The organism is Nocardia sp. NPDC055002, assembly GCF_053608825.1.
Genome location: NZ_JBSGWE010000001.1, coordinates 192,211 through 208,357, shown reverse-complemented (window position 1 = coordinate 208,357; position 16,147 = coordinate 192,211). Strand labels below are relative to the sequence as shown.

The window sequence follows — 16,147 nt, the reverse complement described above, 5'->3', positions numbered from 1 at the left end:
GACCACTCCGCAGGGTCCGGGCAGACGGAGACGGCGCCCGCCTGCCCGGCCCCTCGCTACAACAGCGGTGTCGACTCAGAGGGGCCCTGGCGATACCTGGTCACCGTCAAAGTCTGTGGCTGCGCGTTGTATTCGGGAATGGGCAGCGGAAACCAGAAACTGCCGTCCAACCACACCTGACCGGCCAGCGGTGCGGGGTTGCCGAGCACATCGATGGCCTTGCCCGACGGCGGATTCCGGAAGGTGCCGACGTTCTCGCCGTCGACGAAGAAGTCGACGTACTCGTCGCCCACCTCGACCGCGTAGGCGTGATCGCGCGACATGACGCTCTCGTCGAGCAGCTTGACCTGGGGGACCAAGGTGCCCGCCCGTTTGACCATCAGGAAGAAGCCGTGCGGCATATCGGCACCGAGCAAGTTCGCCACCGGACTCAACGCGTCGGCCGTGGCACCCAGCGCGCCATGGGAACCGTTGTACATGAACCAGGCGATCTCCAGATCGAGCAATGCCCGTGGGTCGATCAGCCGGTTCGATACACCCCACCCGGTCGTCCCGTTGTGGCCGACCATGTCGGGAGCACCCTTGATGTTCATCGTCATGGTCTGACCGGAGGTGAAAGTGGGCCGGGCGACCAACTCCGCGTTGTTGTAGGGGAAGAGACCATCGGTGGTCCGCGGTACGCCGAACGTCACCCCTTCCGGACCGAACCCGAGACTCGAGTAGCCGACGTCGGTGGTGCACCACTCCTGCGCGGGAGCCGTCCCGAAGGTCTCGTCCATCGTGCGGGCCGGGAGCTGGTAGTCGGATCCGATCCAGCCGGCCAGTGCACGCGGTCCCAGGGCGCCACAGTTGGTCATCTGATCGTCGACCACACCGGGCAGCTGAATATTCGGGTCAGCGATACCGGCACCTGCCGAGGCCACCACAGCCGCGAACCCCGCACAGGCCGCCACAGCTTTCCTGATCACCATTTCGATTCCTCTTCCTCTTCACCAGCGAGAGAATGCTCGGTAACATAAAGCAGTCAAACACGGCTTCCACCGGTCTGGATATTTGCGAACACGGACAAATAGCGGATGAACATGGCGGACCCGTCTCGACCCGCAGATCGGAGCCGATCATCGAAATGACAGAGTGATATACAAAACATCTCACTCTGTCTAAGGTGGTTGGTAGTCCGATACGGCTATCCAGGAGAAAATGTGTCTGATTCCGCCACACCCACCGTCGATGCCACTGAACTGGCTGTTCGCAACCCAGCGTCCGGAGAACTGGTCGGCACCGTCGCCGTGTCGACCCCGGAGGAGGTCGCCGCGGCCGCGGCCGCGCTGCGCACAGCCCAGCCGCGGTGGGCTTCGATCAGCGCGTCCGGGCGCAAGCAGTGGCTGCTCAAGCTGCAGGATTGGGTGCTCGACCACAGCGACGAGCTGGCGGACTCGATTCAGGACGAGTCAGGAAAGCCTCGGGTGGAGGCCGAAGTCGAGGTCGCGTTCACTGTCGACCTCCTGGGCTACTACGCGCGAAACGCCGCGAAGTTTCTCGCCGATACCGCGGTGAGCCCCCACACCCCGTTGATGCGGGTCAAGAAGCTGACCACCACCTACACGCCGTATCCGGTGGTCGGCATCATCACGCCGTGGAACTTTCCCCTCGCCATGCCTGCCTCCGACCTCGTTCCGGCGCTCGCCGCAGGCGCTGCGGTGCTGCTCAAGCCCTCGGAGGTGACCCCGCTGACGCCGCTCGCCCTCGCCCGCGGCTGGGCCGAGATCGGTGCGCCGCCGGTGTTCACGGTGGTCTCCGGATCCGGCGCCACCGGTGCCGCGGTGGTCGACAACGCTGATTTCATCCAGTTCACCGGCTCCGGCAACACCGGCCGCCGCATCGCGGTCGCCTGCGCGGAACGCACGCTGCCCTACAGCCTCGAGATGGGCGGCAAGGACCCGGCGATCGTGCTGGCCGACGCCGACCTCGACCGCGCGGCCAACGGCATCGCCTTCGGCGCACTGACCAACGCCGGACAGCTGTGCGTGTCGGTGGAGCGGGTGTACGTCGAGGCCGCGGTGTACGACGAGTTCGTGAACAAGCTGGTGGCCCATGTCAAGACGCTGAGGCTCGGCCGCGACGACCGCAGCGGAAACATCGATGTCGGTCCCCTCGCCAACCAGGCCCAGCTCGACATCGTCACCCGCCACGTCGATGACGCGCTGGCCCAAGGCGCGCGAGCGCTCACCGGCGGCAAGGCCACAGGCGAGGGAAACTTCTTCGAACCGACGGTGCTGGTCGACGTCGATCACTCGATGTCGTGCATCACCGAGGAAACGTTCGGCCCGACGATCCCGGTCATCAAGGTCGCCGATGCGGACGAGGCGATCCGGCTCGCCAACGACTCCGAGTACGGACTGTCGGCCTCGGTGTGGACGGGCAACAAGTCCCGCGGGCAGGCAATCGCGCGGCGACTGGCCGTCGGCGCGGTGAATATCAACGACGCCACCATCAATCTGTTCAATTTCGCTCTCCCCCACGGCGGTTGGGGCCAGTCCGGCACCGGGTACCGATTCGGCGGTGCCGACGGCGTACGCAAGTACTGCCGCAAGCAGGCGATCACAGCTCCGGCACTGCCGACACAGAAGTCCGAACTCGTCTGGTACCCGTACAGCCTCAAGAACTTCGGGTTCATGCGGAACGCGATGCGCGCGACCGGCGCTCGCGGTCGGCGCCGCTTCGGCAGGTAGGCGGGTCTCGCCGCGGACGGATGTCTCACCAGCCGGTGACTCATCCGTCCGCGGCAAGCGGTGATCGCTGCCCCACGCGAGGGAATCAGCGAGGTGCGCCGGTGTCCTGGGTCACCGTGCGCACGTCCAGCGGACGGAACCCGGGTGCGATGTGATCGCGGGCGAACCGGCGCGCCGCCGCCTCGTCGTCGAGTGGGATGACCGTCGGCCTCGTCAGCACCAGCGACAGCGCGGTACGAGCCACCAACTCGGCAACGGGGAGCGGGTCGTAGGCGGGGAGCTTGCCCGCTTCCTGCAAGCGAGTGATGAACTCGGCCAGAAAGTCACGACCGAGCTCGATCACCGGCGCCCCACCGGTGGTGAGGTAGGGCAGTACGGTGGCGGCGTCGGTGGCGAGGAGGCGGTCGAGCAACGGGTTGTTCCGCAAGCCGAGGGCGAAGGCGACGAACAGTTCGACGATCTGGTCTTCGGCGCTGGCACCCTCGTCGGCCTGCCGGCGCATCGAGGCGTCGGCCTGCTCCAGCAGGTGGCGCACCTGCCAGAGCCCCACCGCTTGGACCACGTCGGTCTTCCCCCCGAACCGGCGGTACAGGGTCGCCAGGGACAGACCGCCACGGCGGGCTACTTCCGCCATGCTGGTCCGCTTGATCCCGAAGTCCAGAAACGCGGCCAAGGCGCCGTTCAGGACATCGGCGTTATCGCGCTCGACACCGCCGTGTCCGCGAATACGTGCCAGCAACCTGATCGACTCGGCCATATCCCATTCCCCTCAGCTGACAAGAGCCCGAACATAATGTGGTCTGCCGGTAGCCCGCAACCTCGACTCTGTCAGACCAGTGGGCGGCCGAGCCGCTGACGCCGCCGCATGTCCCGCAGCACCGTCGAGTACGGCACGATCCGCGCACGGACGGGAAGCCGTCCGTAGACGGCCCCGATGGCACGGAACATCAGCCGGTGCCGCCGCTCCTGTTCGTCGGTCCACGGAAGGTAGAGCTGTGCGCGCATGGTTTCGGGCAGCAGTCCGGTGACGGCGAAACGATGAAAATCGGCCAGCCGACGCGGCCTGGGAACATTGCGCAAACCGACCAGCTTGCGCAGATACTCGGCGACCACGTCGTCGATCTGCATCCTCGCCAGCCCCGCCTCGAAGTAGCTTTCGAAAGCCGCCAGGTCGGCAGGCCACATGTCGGGCCTCATCTGCAATCCGGTGCCGAACCTGGCCCCGTACTGCACGAAGACCTCCTTGGTGGCCCTGTCCAGTGGCCCGTAGAGGCGCTCGTGGGTATCCATGACTCCCCAGCACAGGCAGACCGCGACCCACTTCTGCAATTCGGGGTCGAACGCGTTGTACTTCACCTCGGCGCCCGGCGCCGAACGAACGCGTCGATGGACGCTACCGACGGCCTGTCGATACACGTCCCGGTCCTCCTCGGTACCGAGCATCGCCACCGCGATGTAGGTCAGCGTGGTGCGCAACCGCTTCCACGGATGGACGTCGGCGCGGCCGGACTCGACGGTGCTCTCGACGACGCCGTAGCCCACCGGCCGGTTCGCGAGCTGCACGATCACATTCGCGCCCGCCCCGGCGAAGGCGCCGATCCCGTCGAGGAATCGCTCGATATCGAAGTCCTCGACGGTGCCGTACCGACACCGCAGGACTCCGTCGAGATCGCTCGCCGTCACAGGATCGGTCACCGTTGACACTTGACGCATAGTCCTGCGCCTCCTTCTTCTGAGAGCCACTAAGGCAATGATACAGTGAGATGATATTCGACTAATCGACTCAGCGGGTGGCTTTCGGTCAGTGCCGCTACGCACCGACGCCCCGCAGCGCCGAAGCGCTGCGGGGCGTCGTGGTGGTCGGGCGATGGTGCGGTCAACCCCGAACCGAGTAGCGCAGTGCCGCGGGCGCGGTGGCGGGAACAGCGGGCCGCTTGGGCAGGATCGGTGCGAGGCGGACGTAGGCAGAACCCAGTGCGGGACGGGGGTCGGCATCACCCTTGTTGGGCCAGAACGCCATCGCGCGCTCTGCTTGAGCGGTGATGGTCAACGACGGGTTCACCCCGAGATTGGCCGTGACCGCGCTGCCGTCGGCGATGTGCAGGCCTGGATACCCGTAGACCCGCTGCCACGGGTCGACCACGCCGGTGTCGGCGGAGTCACCGATGGTGGCGCCGCCGATGTAATGCGCGGTGGCCGGAATGCCCAGCAGGTCGGTGACCAGATTTCCCGCGTCACCATCGATTTCGGCGGCGTACTCGCGAGCGATGTCGTGCGCGATCGGGATCCACTCAGGATTCGGCTCCCCCGAGCCCTGTCTGGTGACCAGACGCCGCCCCTTCAAGTAGGAGGTCAGCGAGTTGTCGAGCGATTGCATCACGAGCAGCACGACCGAGCGCTCGGCAGCACGGTGGACATTCTTCAGCCGGATGAACTCGAGCGGATGTGCCGCCACCGTGAGCAGTAGCCGCAGCACCCGGAACGCGCCGCCGTCGACCATCGGCAGGCCCTGGGTGAACAGCGCGTTCTGCCCTTTGCCGTACGAGCACACCTCGATATGGGTGTGCGGCTCGGGATGAATCGAGGAGGTGATCGCCACCCCCTGGGACAGGTCGTATCGACTACGACTGCATACCGCGACCACTGCCTCGGAATTGCTTCTGGTCAGCTCCCCGAGCCGGGGAGACAAACCGGGCAGCACACCATCGTTTCGCATGCGGTGCAGCAACTTCTGGGTACCCAACGCAGCCGCGGCGAAGACGACCTGGCCCGCGGTGAACCGGCGCCGGTTCCGGCGGACGATTCCGCCCGACCGCATGGTCTCGACGAGGTAGCCGCCGTTGCCGTCCGGCTGCACCGAGGTGACCGTGGTGAGCGGGTGTACTTCGGCCCCGTTGCGTTCGGCCAGGTACAGATAGTTCACCGTGGTGGTGTTCTTGGCATTGTGCGTGCAGCCGGTCAGGCATTCGGAGCAATGGATGCAGCCCGCGCGCGTCGGCCCGGCACCACCGAAATACGGATCGGGCACCTCCGTGCCCTGCGCTCCTTCGTTGAAGAAGACCCCGACGTTCGTGCGGTGGAACGTCTCGGCGACCCCGCGGCGCTCGGAAATCTTCAGCAGCACTTCGTCTTTGGGACCGACGCGCGGATTGGTCCGCACGCCGAGCATCCGTTTGGCCTGGTCGTAGAACGGCGCCAGCTCCGATTTCCAGTCGGTGATGTGCGACCAGGCGCGGTCTTCGTAGAACGCGGGCAGCGGCTCGTACAGGGTGTTGCCGTAGATCACCGAGCCACCACCGACACCCGACCCGCTGAACACCGCGCACTTGCCGAGAACGCTGATCCGCTGCGGCCCGGTCAAGCCGAGTCGTGGCATCCACAGCGACTTGCGGAGGTTCCAGTTGGACTTCGGGAAATCCTCGGGATTCCATCGCCGCCCGGATTCGAGAACGCCGACGCGGTAGCCCTTCTCGGTCAGCCGCAGCGCGGTGACGCTGCCGCCGAAGCCGGAACCGATCACAATCACGTCGTAGTCGTAGTCGGTCATGACGCTCACCGCCCCACGTGTCCGTCGACGACGTACTCGGTCAGCGCCCTGCGCACGATCTTGCCGGTGGGGTTGCGTGGCATCTCGTCGAGGAACACCACGTCACGGGGCACCTTGTACCTGGCGAGGTTGTCCTTGACGTAGTTCTTGATCTCCTGCGCGTCCGGTTTGTCGTCTGTGGCGGCAACGATGAAGGCGCGCAGTCGCTGTCCGAAGTCCGCGTCGTCGACACCGATCACCGCGACATCGGCGATATCGGCGCGACCCGCCAGCAGATTCTCCACCTCCAGCGGATAGACGTTCTCGCCGCCGCAGACCACCATGTCGTCGTCGCGGCCGTCGATGAACAGCAGCCCGTCGGCGTCGAAATGGCCCATGTCCCCGGTCGACATGTATCCGTCGATGATCTGTTTGGTCTTCCCGTCGGTGTACCCCTCGAACGGGGCGACGGTGCGGGCGAAGATTCGCCCCGAGACGTTCGCTGCGGTGATTCGGCGATCGTCGCTGTCGTAGAGCGCGATGCGCGCGGTGACCGGTGCCCGCCCGACGGTGCCCGGCGCACGACGCAATTCGTGCGGCTGGGCGACGGCGGTGATCGCGACCTCGGTGGAGCCGTACCCGTTGTACAACACGTCACCGAAGGCGTCCTGCCATCGGATCGCCAGGTCGGGCGGCAGCGGGGCGCCGCCGACGAAAACCGTGCGCAGCGTCGAGGTGTCGTACTCGGCGATAACCTCGGGACCGAGCGCGAGAATGCGGTTCAACTGGGTCGGCACCGCGACCAGCATCTCGACCGAATGCCGCTCGATCGCCGCCAAGGTGGCCTCCGCGTCGAAACGGCGCCGCAGCACGATTTCGGCACCGAGCGCGCTGGCTATCGTCCAGGTCCCCATACCGGTCGTGTGAAAAACCGGGGTCGCGATCATGACGACCCCACCGCGAGGGAACGGCACCCGGTCGACGACCAGGGCGGTGGCGAACGGCGAGACCTTGGTGCGCGGCGCGCCCTTGGGCAGACCGGTGGTGCCGCTGGTGAGGATGATGAAGCCCGCGGGCCGATCCGGCGGGGGCAGCGGGTCACTGCTGTTCGCCGACACCAGCATGTCGATGGTCACCGCGCCCGGTGGCAGCGTGTGTTCCGCATCGACCCAGGTGAGGATCCGCGGCATCGTCTCGGGCAGGGCATCGATGAGCCCGGCGAATTCACTGTCGAACAGAATCGCGCGAACCTTCTCCCGCACAGCGACTTCGGTGAGTTGCGGTTTGGCGAAACTGGTGTTCAGCATGGCCAGCCGCAAACCTGCCTTGCCGGCCGCCACCATCGCCAGCACCAGGCCACGATGGTCACGGGCCAGCACGCCGACCACCTCGCCGCCGCGCAGGCCCTGCCCGAGCAAACCGTGGGCCAGGGCGTTGGACTGTTCGTCGAGCTCGCGGTAGGTCAGCACACCGCGCTCGTCGGCCAGCGCGGGTTCGTCGGGCCGATCGGCCGCCCCGGCGCTGATCATCGCCGCTTGTGGGCCGTAGGAGTTGTTGAGCGCGATCATGCGTTTGATCCGGCGCGGTCGCCACAGGTCGATCAGGCCGGTCTGGTGCAGCCGGCGCACCGCCCGCACCTTCTCGCTTACCTCGGCCACGGTGCCGTTCGTCAGCTTCATCGATGAGCCTCTTTCGAATTCCGGTCCGCGAATATCACTGGCCCGCAGGTGTTGTCGTGTTGGTGGTCAGGTGATAGTGCTCCGGGCGCAGGGATCGGGTCTGTAGTCGATAACTCAGGACCGCGCCCGGCCAGTTGTTGGTGATCCGGCCGGCGGCGTTGCGATACCAGCTCGAGCACAGACCCCACGGGGTACGGGCGAGCCGGGCTTGCAGCTTCACGTCGTATTCCTCGGCCACCGCACGCCGGACATCGAGGGTGTGCGCCGGATGGCGGGACAGTTCCTCGAGCGCCTGGCGGATGTAGCGAGCCTGCGATTCGATCATGTAGACGATCGAGCCGACGCCCAGGTTCGTATTGGGTCCGTACACCATGAACATGTTCGGGAATCCGGGCACCGTGATGCCGTGGTAGGCGCGGGCACCGCCCTGCCACTCGTCCTCGAGCTTGCGTCCGTTCGCGCCGCAGATCGCCATCGGCCACAGGAATTCGGTGCCCTTGAATCCGGTTCCGTAGATGATCACGTCGACCTCGTGCAGCACGCCGTCGGCGGTTTTCACCCCGGTCGGCACGACTTCGGCGATCTCGGTCGTCTCTACCCGCACGTTCGGCTGGGTGAGTGCCGGATAGTAGGTGTTGGAGAACAGCCCACGCTTGCAGCCGGCCGGGTAGTCGGGCGTCAGTTTCGCGCGCAATTGCGGGTCGGTGACCTGCTTGCGCAGATGGTTCACGGCGATCCTGGTGACCAGACCCCTGATCGCGGTGACATCAGCGATGCCCAGCGACAGAAACTCGCACAGTGCCCAGACCGCGAATCGCTCGGCGAGGCGGACCGGCGGCACCGTCGCGAACATCCGGTGATGCCACGCCTTGTACTCGACATCGGGCTTGGGCAGCACCCACGCCGCCGAGCGCTGGAACAGTGTCAGGGCCGCCACCTGCGGCTGGATCGCGGGCACGAACTGGATCGCGCTGGCACCGGTGCCGACAACGGCGACCCGCTTGCCCGTCAGGTCGACACTGTGGTCCCACTCCGCGGAGTGGAAGGCGGGTCCGGCGAACGAGCTGATTCCGGCGATGGTGGGCAGCGCGGGCCGCGAGAGCTGACCGACCGCGGAAATCAGCACGTCGGTGGTTGCCTCGTAACCGTCGGCGGTACGCACCGTCCATTTCCCACTCGTATCGTCGAATTCGGCTTCGGTCACCTCGGACCCGAACCGGATCCGCTCGCGCAGGCCGTTGTCGCGCGCCACGTCCCGCAGATAAGCGTGGATGTCGGGCTGTCCCGAGAATCGCTTGGGCCAATCGGATTTCGGCGCATACGAGTACGAGTAGAGCGGCGAGGGTATATCGCATCCGGCGCCCGGGTAGGTGTTCTCCCGCCACACTCCACCCACCTCCGAGGCCCGCTCCAGGATGACGAGGTCGTCGAAGCCGTGGCGCAGCAGCTCCATCGCCATGCCGAGGCCGCCGAACCCGGTGCCGATGATGACAGCGGATGGCATTGTCCGAGTGCGCATAGCCCAGCTCCTCATGTCAGTGATCTCTCCGGTCAACGGTAGGTCGCCGTCGACGCGAGAACGAGGATGCCCGCGGACAGAAAATTGACATTTCAGGCCATAATGGAGGGCATGCGCGCGCGACAGGAGCCAGCAGTGGACACGTGGGACTTCCCCCGGGGTGTCGCCAGCGTCGCCGTGATGCACCGGTTCGCCGTCGAACACGGTGCCGATGCCACGTCGATCCTCGCTGGTACGGGCCTGACCGTCGCCGAACTCGACTCCGCCGACCGCCAGATCGATGCCCGCACGGAACTGCTGGTGGTGCGTAATCTGCTGCGCGAACTCGGACCCCGACCCGCGCTCGGCATCGAGGTGGGACGCAGTTACCGCATCAGCGCCTTTGGTATCTACGGCTACGCCTGGATCACCAGTCCCACTCTCGGCGAGGCGATCTCCTTGGCGCTGAGCTACTTCCAGTTGAGCTTCGCGTTCTGCACACCGGTCGTGGAGTTCCACGACCAGCAGATGGTTGCCCGGATCCGACACGATCAGATCCCTGACGACGTCCAGCAGTTCCTCGTCGAACGCGACACCTTCGCGATGCATCGGGTGCTCGAAGACCTGCTCGGCCGACCGGTGGATATCCACCATGCGCGGTTCGCGTTCCCGGAACCCGGTTATGGCGACGACATCGCCGCGACCCTGGGCGTGAGCCCCCGATACGGGCAGACCGAAACCAGCATCACGATCACCGCCGACACTCTGAATCAGCCACTGCCGCAGGCGAATCAGGCCACACTGGCCCTGTGCCTGGCGCAATGCCGTGAACTGATCGACCGCCGGACCACCCGCACCGGGATAGCGGCCGAGGTTCGCGACCACCTGCTGGCAGGCACCGGTATCGCGGGGATCGCGATACCGCCGTCGCTGGACGCGGTCGCCCACGACCTCGGTACCACCGGTCGCACGCTACGGCGCCATCTCGCCACCGACGGCACCAGCTACCGCGTCCTGCTCGACGAGGCGCGGCGCGGTCTGGCCGAGGACATGCTGACCGCCACCGCGCTCTCGGTCGAGGAGATCGCCGTGCGGCTCGGCTACACCGAGGCGGGCCCCTTCATCCGTGCCTTCAAGCGCTGGACGGCCACCACTCCGGCCGCCTACCGGCGCACCCGGGGTCGCCGCTGATCACGGCGACTCCGGCCGCCGAGTATTCCCTATTGACGTCGTGCCAATACATCTGACAATCTGTTTCCGCAGATTGAGGCAGATTGCGTCCTGGGAGGCACTGATGACCGCACACGCGGGCTGGGTAGACGATGAGATCGAGGCCGTTCGCGAACTCGCGACGAAGTTCTTCGAGAAAGAGGTGGTTCCTGGCGCCGAGCGGTACAAACAGCAGGGGCACCCCGACCGTGACCTCTACCTCAAAGCAGGCAAGCTCGGGTTGCTGGCCCCGTCTGTTCCGGAAGAGTACGGCGGCGGAGGTGGCACCTTCGCCCATGAGGCGGCGATCATCGAGGCCCAATCGAAGGCAGGCGACACCTCCATGGGCCTCGCGATCCACTCCGGGATCATCGCGCCCTATCTCGTCGAGTTCGCCTCCGAACAGCTCAAGGCACGTCTGCTGCCCAAGGTGGTCAGCGGCGAGTGCCTGCTCTCGATCGCGATGACCGAACCGGGAACGGGATCGGACCTGCAGAACATTCAGACCAGGGCGGTGCGCGACGGCGACGAGTACGTCATCACCGGTTCGAAGATGTTCATCAGCAACGGCGCGCTCTGTGACGCGGTCATCATCGCCGCCAAGACCGACCCCGACAAGGGCGCCGCCGGGGTGTCGCTCATCGTCGCGGAGGTCGGTGACGACACCCCCGGCTTCACCCGCGGGCGGACCCTGTCCAAGATCGGCGGCACCGGCCAGGACACCGCCGAGCTGTTCTTCGACGGCCTGCGGGTGCCGGTCGGCAACCTGCTCGGCGAGGCCGAGGGCCAGGGCTTCTATCAGATGATGAAACTGCTCCAGCAGGAGCGACTCGTCTGTGCGGTGATGGCCGTGGCGTCGATGGAGGCCGCGGTCGCGATGACCATCGCCTACACCAAGGATCGGCAAGCGTTCGGAAAATCGCTGCTCGGCTTCCAGAACACCAAGTTCGAGCTCGCCGAGTGCGCCACCATCGCCAGAATCGGTCGCGTCTTCCTCGATGACTGCCTCACCGACCACCTCGCGGGCGAGCTCGACGTGGCAACGGCGTCGATGGCCAAATACTGGCTCACCGATCAGTTGAGCGTGGTCGCCGACCGATGCTTGCAGCTGTTCGGCGGATACGGGTTCATGACCGAGTACCCGATCTCGGAGATCTTCACCAGTGCGCGGGTGCTTCGTATTCTCGCGGGCACGAACGAGATCATGAAGGAACTGATCGCCCGTTCGCTGTAGCCCGTTCCAGCACAGAACCCCCCGCCGCCCGGTATTCCCGGGCGGCGGGGGGGTCTGTTCGTCGTGGTGACCGTCAGCCGAGAGTTTCCCCGGCGGCGGCCTTGACTCGCAACGACTCCGGGACCTCGAACCGGTCGCCGTAGGCGGCCCGCAGCTCATCGGCGCGCGCGACGAAGCCGGCCAGACCACCCGCGTACTGGTTGATGTACTGGATGACGCCACCGGTCCAGGCGGGGAACCCGATGCCGAAGATGGAACCGATGTTCGCGTCGGGCACGGTGCGCAGCACGCCCTCGTCGAAACACCGCACGGTATCGAGGGATTCGGCGAACAGCATCCGTTCCTGCATGTCGATGAACGCGATGCCGTGATCGTCGCGGGTGTACTTCTCGACCAGTCCCGGCCACAGGCCCAGCTTCTTGCCGTCGGCGTCGTATTCGTAGAAGCCGCGGCCCTCGAGCCGGCCCGGGCGCTCGAAGTCGTCGACCATCGCGTCGACGAGCGGGTAGGCCTTCGAGTCGACCCAGTTCTTGCCCTCGGCGAGCAGGTTCTCCTTCAGGCTGCGCCGAATCTTCTGCGCCAGCTTCATATTGATCTCGTCGGCCAGCGCCAGCGCACCGACCGGATAACCGGCCTGGGTGGCGGCCTGTTCGACCGAGGCCGGATGCACGCCCTCGGCGACCAGCGAGATCGCCTCGTCCATGAACTGGCCGATCACCCGGCTGGTGAAGAAACCGCGGCTGTCGTTGACCACGATCGGGGTCTTCTTGATGGCGAGGGTGTAATCGACGGCACGGGCGATCGCCTCGTCGCTGGTCTGCTCGCCGACGACGATCTCGACCAGCGGCATCTTGTCCACCGGGGAGAAGAAGTGCAGTCCGATGAAGTCCTTCGGCCGCTGCACGCCCGTGGACAGGTCGGTGATGGGCAGGGTCGAGGTATTGGAACCGAGCAACGCGTCCGCGTTCACCAGGTGTTCGATCTCGCCGAACACCTTCTTCTTCAGGCCCGGATCCTCGAACACCGCCTCCACGACGAAGTCGCAACCGGCAGCATCGGCGGGGTCCGCGGACGGGTGGATGCGACCGAGGATCTCGTCGTACTTGTCCTGGGTGATCGCGCCCTTGCGCAGGGCCTTGTCGAGCAGCTTGGCCGAGTAGGCCTTGCCGCGCTCGGCCGCCTCGATCGTGACGTCCTTGAGCACGACCTGCATGCCGGCGCGGGCCTGCACATAGGCGATGCCCGCGCCCATCATGCCCGCGCCGAGCACGAGGACCTTCTCCGGCGTGCGCACGGGGAAGCCTTCGGGGCGGCTGCCGCCCTTGTTGATCGTGCTCAGATCGAAGAACAGTGACTTGATCATGTTCGTCGAGACCTGGCCACAGATCAGGTTGGTGCAGTAGCGGGTCTCGATCGCGAACGCGGTGTCGATATCGACTTGCGCGCCCTCCACCGCGGTCGCGAGCACCGCGATCGGCGCGGGCATCGGCGAACCCTTGAGCTGCTTGCGCACATTCGCCGGGAACGCGGGCAGATTGGCCGCCACCGCCGGGCTCGACGGGGTGCCGCCGGGGACCTTGTAGCCCTTCACATCCCACGGCTGCGCGGCCTCGGGGTTGGCCGCGATCCAGGCGCGAGCCTTGTCGAACATCTCCTCGCGGGTGGCGGCGACTTCGTGAACGATGCCGACCTGCAACGCCTTCGCTGGCTTCATCCGCTGGCCCTGGCCGACGACGTTGAGCACCGCGCTGGTGATACCGAGCAGCCGAACTGTCCGAGTGACACCACCGGCACCGGGCAGCAGACCGAAGGTGACCTCGGGCAGGCCGAGCAGGCTGCCCTTGGCGTCGAGTGCGATCCGGTGATGGGTGGCCAGCGCGACCTCGAAACCGCCGCCGAGCGCGGTGCCGTTGATCGCGGCGACCACCGGCTTACCCAGCGTCTCGAGCCGACGGAACGCCGCCTTGTAGGTGTCGAGGCCGAGTGCGATCTGCGGGGCGGTCTCCGGTGTCGCGTTCATCAGCAGGTTCAGGTCACCCCCGGCGAAGAACGTGTCCTTGCCGGAAGTGAGGATGACCCCGTCGAAGCTGTCGCGTTCGGCCTCGAGCCGGTCGACGGTCGCGGTGAGGTCACGCGCGAACGCCTCGGTCATCGTATTGGTCGACTGGTTCGGGTCGTCCATCGTGAGCACGAGCACCCGATCGGCGCCGAGTTCCCAGGCAATCATGTTGTCAGTCATTGCTTTTCGTTCTTCCTTCGGTATCGGAGTCCGACGCTCAGACGCGCTCGATGATGGTGGCGATGCCCATGCCACCGCCGATGCACAGCGTGATCAGCGCGCGCCGCGCTCCCCGGCGCTCGAGCTCGTCGACCATGGTTCCGGTGATCATGGCTCCGGTCGCGCCGAGCGGGTGGCCCATGGCGATGGCGCCGCCGTTGACGTTGAGCTTCTCGTCGGGGATGTTCAGCTTCTTCTGGAAGTTGAGCACCACCGAGGCGAAGGCCTCGTTGAGTTCGAACAGGTCGATGTCGTCGACCGTGAGCCCGGCCAGCGCCAGCACCTTCTCGGTGGCCGGGACCGGGCCGGTCAGCATGATCGTGGAATCGGCGCCGCTCACCGCGGAGGCGACCACGCGGGCGCGCGGCGTGAGACCCGCGGCGACACCGGCGGATTCACTGCCGATGAGCACCAGCGCCGAACCGTCGACGATGCCGGAGGAGTTGCCGGCGTGGTGGACGTGGGTGATCTTCTCGACGTGGTGGTAGCGCTGCATCGCGACGGCGTCGAAGCCGCCCATCTCCCCCATCGCCGCGAACGACGGGGTCAGCCCGGCCAGGCTTTCCACCGTGGTGTCGGGGCGCATGAACTCGTCGTGGTCGAGCAGCACCGCGCCGTTGATATCACGCACCGGGACAATGGATTTGGCGAAGTAGCCACCCGACCAGGCGGCGGCGGCCTTGCGCTGCGAGCGCACCGCGAAGGCGTCGACGTCCTCGCGGGTGAAACCCTCGATCGTGGCGATCAGGTCCGCGCCGACACCCTGCGGCACGAAGTAGGTGTCGTAGTTGGTGACCGGATCCATCGCCCACGCGCCGCCGTCGGAGCCCAGCGGAACCCGCGACATCGACTCCACGCCGCCGGCGATGACGAGCTGCTCCCAGCCCGACCGCACCTTCTGGGCGGCGGTGTTGACGGCTTCGAGGCCCGAGCCGCAGAACCGGTTGAGCTGCACACCGGCGACGGTGTCGGGCAGCCCGGCCGCCAAGGCGGCGGTCTTGGCGATATCGGCGCCCTGATCGCCGACCGGCGACACGACGCCGAGCACGATGTCATCGATCGCCGCCGGATCGAGTCCGGGATGGCGGGTCTTCAGTTCGTCGATGAGCCCGACCACCAGGTCGAGCGGCTTGACGCCGTGCAGGGCGCCGGTCTTCTTGCCACGCCCACGCGGCGTGCGGATCGCCTCGTAGATGAATGCCTCGGTCATGATTCTCTCTCCTCGCTCGAATCTGACAACAGGATGCAGCAGATTTGGAAATCTGACAAGACTTTGTGGCAGACTCGGCGCATGGTCAAGGATCGTGCGTACGCGGGTGTGCCTGCCGAACAGCGGCGCGCGCAGCGCCGGATCACGTTCCTGGAGGCCGCCAGGGAGATCGTCGGCACCCAGGGCTCGGCCCGGCTCACCGTCGGCGGCCTCTGCCGCCAGGCCGGACTGACCGAGCGATACTTCTACGAGAGCTTCACCAACCTCGACGCCGTCGTCACCGAGGTCTACGACCAGGTCATCGGTGAGCTGACCGAGCTGATCGCCGTCCGTGTACGCGCCGCCCCCGATCCCCTCCGCGACAAGGTGCACGCGGCCATCGCCGCGGGCCTGCAGGCCGTCGCCGACGATCCACGGCTGATCCGCATCGCCTTCACCGAAGCCCAGCTCAATCCCGCCCTCAACGCACGCCGCACGGCAACGATCCGCGGCTTCGCCGCGCTGGTGCTGGCGACGGTGAACAAGCAACTCAGCCCCGAAAGCACCGGTGCCGCGGGCGCATACGGCGAGCTCGCCGCCATGCACCTCGTCGGTGGGCTGTACGAGACCGTGTACGGCTGGCTCAACGGAGCACTCGACCTGACCAGAGACGAGCTCGTCGACGAATCGACCGAGATCTTCCTCGCCGTCGTCGAGCAGATCCTGGGACCCGAAAGCCTCCTGAGGCGCCGGAGTTAGCCCGACGCCCCGATCAACCGCGCGGCACACCCCTACCGCCGCG

At 66.4% G+C, this 16,147-nt stretch carries 12 protein-coding genes; 4 read left to right on the top strand and 8 right to left on the bottom strand.

What is annotated here, in order from left to right; genetic code table 11:
* Positions 1 to 56: 56 nt before the first annotated feature.
* Positions 57 to 971 carry a hypothetical protein gene (locus ACWF99_RS01010; protein WP_452533856.1) on the bottom strand — a complete coding sequence of 305 codons (915 nt, stop codon included), beginning with the start codon at positions 969 to 971 and terminating at the stop codon, positions 57 to 59.
* Between the two features lie 231 nt (positions 972 to 1,202).
* On the opposite strand from ACWF99_RS01010, the gene ACWF99_RS01005 reads away from it, so the two are divergent.
* A complete protein-coding gene (locus ACWF99_RS01005; protein WP_452533854.1) occupies positions 1,203 to 2,732 on the top strand; it encodes an aldehyde dehydrogenase family protein in 1,530 nt (509 codons plus the stop codon).
* A gap of 85 nt (positions 2,733 to 2,817) precedes the next feature.
* On the opposite strand, the gene ACWF99_RS01000 is transcribed toward ACWF99_RS01005, so the two are convergent.
* The 5 genes from ACWF99_RS01000 to ACWF99_RS00980 all read right to left on the bottom strand — a co-directional run bounded on the left by ACWF99_RS01000 (position 2,818) and on the right by ACWF99_RS00980 (position 9,456).
* Positions 2,818 to 3,489 carry a TetR/AcrR family transcriptional regulator gene (locus tag ACWF99_RS01000; RefSeq protein ID WP_378628748.1) on the bottom strand — a complete coding sequence of 224 codons (672 nt, stop codon included), beginning with the start codon at positions 3,487 to 3,489 and terminating at the stop codon, positions 2,818 to 2,820.
* A gap of 71 nt (positions 3,490 to 3,560) precedes the next feature.
* Positions 3,561 to 4,427 (bottom strand): oxygenase MpaB family protein, encoded by an 867-nt coding sequence (locus ACWF99_RS00995; protein WP_452533851.1) that lies wholly within the window; start codon positions 4,425 to 4,427, stop codon positions 3,561 to 3,563.
* 181 nt (positions 4,428 to 4,608) lie between these two features.
* Positions 4,609 to 6,279: a GMC oxidoreductase gene (locus ACWF99_RS00990; protein ID WP_452533849.1), complete on the bottom strand. Its 1,671-nt coding sequence runs from the start codon at positions 6,277 to 6,279 to the stop codon at positions 4,609 to 4,611.
* Between the two features lie 5 nt (positions 6,280 to 6,284).
* A complete protein-coding gene (locus tag ACWF99_RS00985) occupies positions 6,285 to 7,937 on the bottom strand; it encodes an acyl-CoA synthetase (RefSeq protein ID WP_452533848.1) in 1,653 nt (550 codons plus the stop codon).
* 34 nt (positions 7,938 to 7,971) lie between these two features.
* Positions 7,972 to 9,456, bottom strand: coding sequence for a flavin-containing monooxygenase (locus ACWF99_RS00980; RefSeq protein ID WP_452533846.1), 1,485 nt, complete (start codon positions 9,454 to 9,456; stop codon positions 7,972 to 7,974).
* Between the two features lie 135 nt (positions 9,457 to 9,591).
* On the opposite strand from ACWF99_RS00980, the gene ACWF99_RS00975 reads away from it, so the two are divergent.
* Positions 9,592 to 10,626, top strand: coding sequence for an AraC family transcriptional regulator (locus ACWF99_RS00975; protein ID WP_452533844.1), 1,035 nt, complete (start codon positions 9,592 to 9,594; stop codon positions 10,624 to 10,626).
* 103 nt (positions 10,627 to 10,729) lie between these two features.
* Complete coding sequence (locus ACWF99_RS00970; RefSeq protein ID WP_452533842.1) at positions 10,730 to 11,878, top strand: acyl-CoA dehydrogenase family protein; 1,149 nt, start codon at positions 10,730 to 10,732, stop codon at positions 11,876 to 11,878.
* Positions 11,879 to 11,951: 73 nt separating this feature from the next.
* Here ACWF99_RS00970 and ACWF99_RS00965 read toward each other — a convergent pair whose 3' ends face one another.
* Together ACWF99_RS00965 and ACWF99_RS00960 are read right to left on the bottom strand one after the other, a co-directional pair.
* Positions 11,952 to 14,117 carry a 3-hydroxyacyl-CoA dehydrogenase NAD-binding domain-containing protein gene (locus ACWF99_RS00965; RefSeq protein WP_378628734.1) on the bottom strand — a complete coding sequence of 722 codons (2,166 nt, stop codon included), beginning with the start codon at positions 14,115 to 14,117 and terminating at the stop codon, positions 11,952 to 11,954.
* Positions 14,118 to 14,154: 37 nt separating this feature from the next.
* Entirely contained in the window at positions 14,155 to 15,369 is a 1,215-nt protein-coding gene (locus ACWF99_RS00960) for an acetyl-CoA C-acetyltransferase (protein WP_378629992.1), read from the bottom strand.
* Positions 15,370 to 15,447: 78 nt separating this feature from the next.
* Here ACWF99_RS00960 and ACWF99_RS00955 point away from each other — a divergent pair, with 78 nt between their 5' ends.
* On the top strand, positions 15,448 to 16,104 hold the full coding sequence (locus ACWF99_RS00955; RefSeq protein WP_378630038.1) for a TetR/AcrR family transcriptional regulator: 657 nt from the start codon (positions 15,448 to 15,450) through the stop codon (positions 16,102 to 16,104).
* Positions 16,105 to 16,147: the final 43 nt, after the last annotated feature.

Excerpts from the sequence above, each read along its gene's own strand:
- ACWF99_RS01010 (WP_452533856.1), bottom strand. The coding sequence starts at position 971 with ATGGTGATCAGGAAAGCTGTGGCGGCCTGTGCGGGGTTCGCGGCTGTG.
- ACWF99_RS01000 (WP_378628748.1), bottom strand. The coding sequence starts at position 3,489 with ATGGCCGAGTCGATCAGGTTGCTGGCACGTATTCGCGGACACGGCGGT.
- ACWF99_RS00990 (WP_452533849.1), bottom strand. The coding sequence starts at position 6,279 with ATGACCGACTACGACTACGACGTGATTGTGATCGGTTCCGGCTTCGGC.
- ACWF99_RS00985 (WP_452533848.1), bottom strand. The coding sequence starts at position 7,937 with ATGAAGCTGACGAACGGCACCGTGGCCGAGGTAAGCGAGAAGGTGCGG.
- ACWF99_RS00980 (WP_452533846.1), bottom strand. The coding sequence starts at position 9,456 with ATGCGCACTCGGACAATGCCATCCGCTGTCATCATCGGCACCGGGTTC.
- ACWF99_RS00970 (WP_452533842.1), top strand. The coding sequence starts at position 10,730 with ATGACCGCACACGCGGGCTGGGTAGACGATGAGATCGAGGCCGTTCGC.
- ACWF99_RS00965 (WP_378628734.1), bottom strand. The coding sequence starts at position 14,117 with ATGACTGACAACATGATTGCCTGGGAACTCGGCGCCGATCGGGTGCTC.
- ACWF99_RS00955 (WP_378630038.1), top strand. The coding sequence starts at position 15,448 with ATGGTCAAGGATCGTGCGTACGCGGGTGTGCCTGCCGAACAGCGGCGC.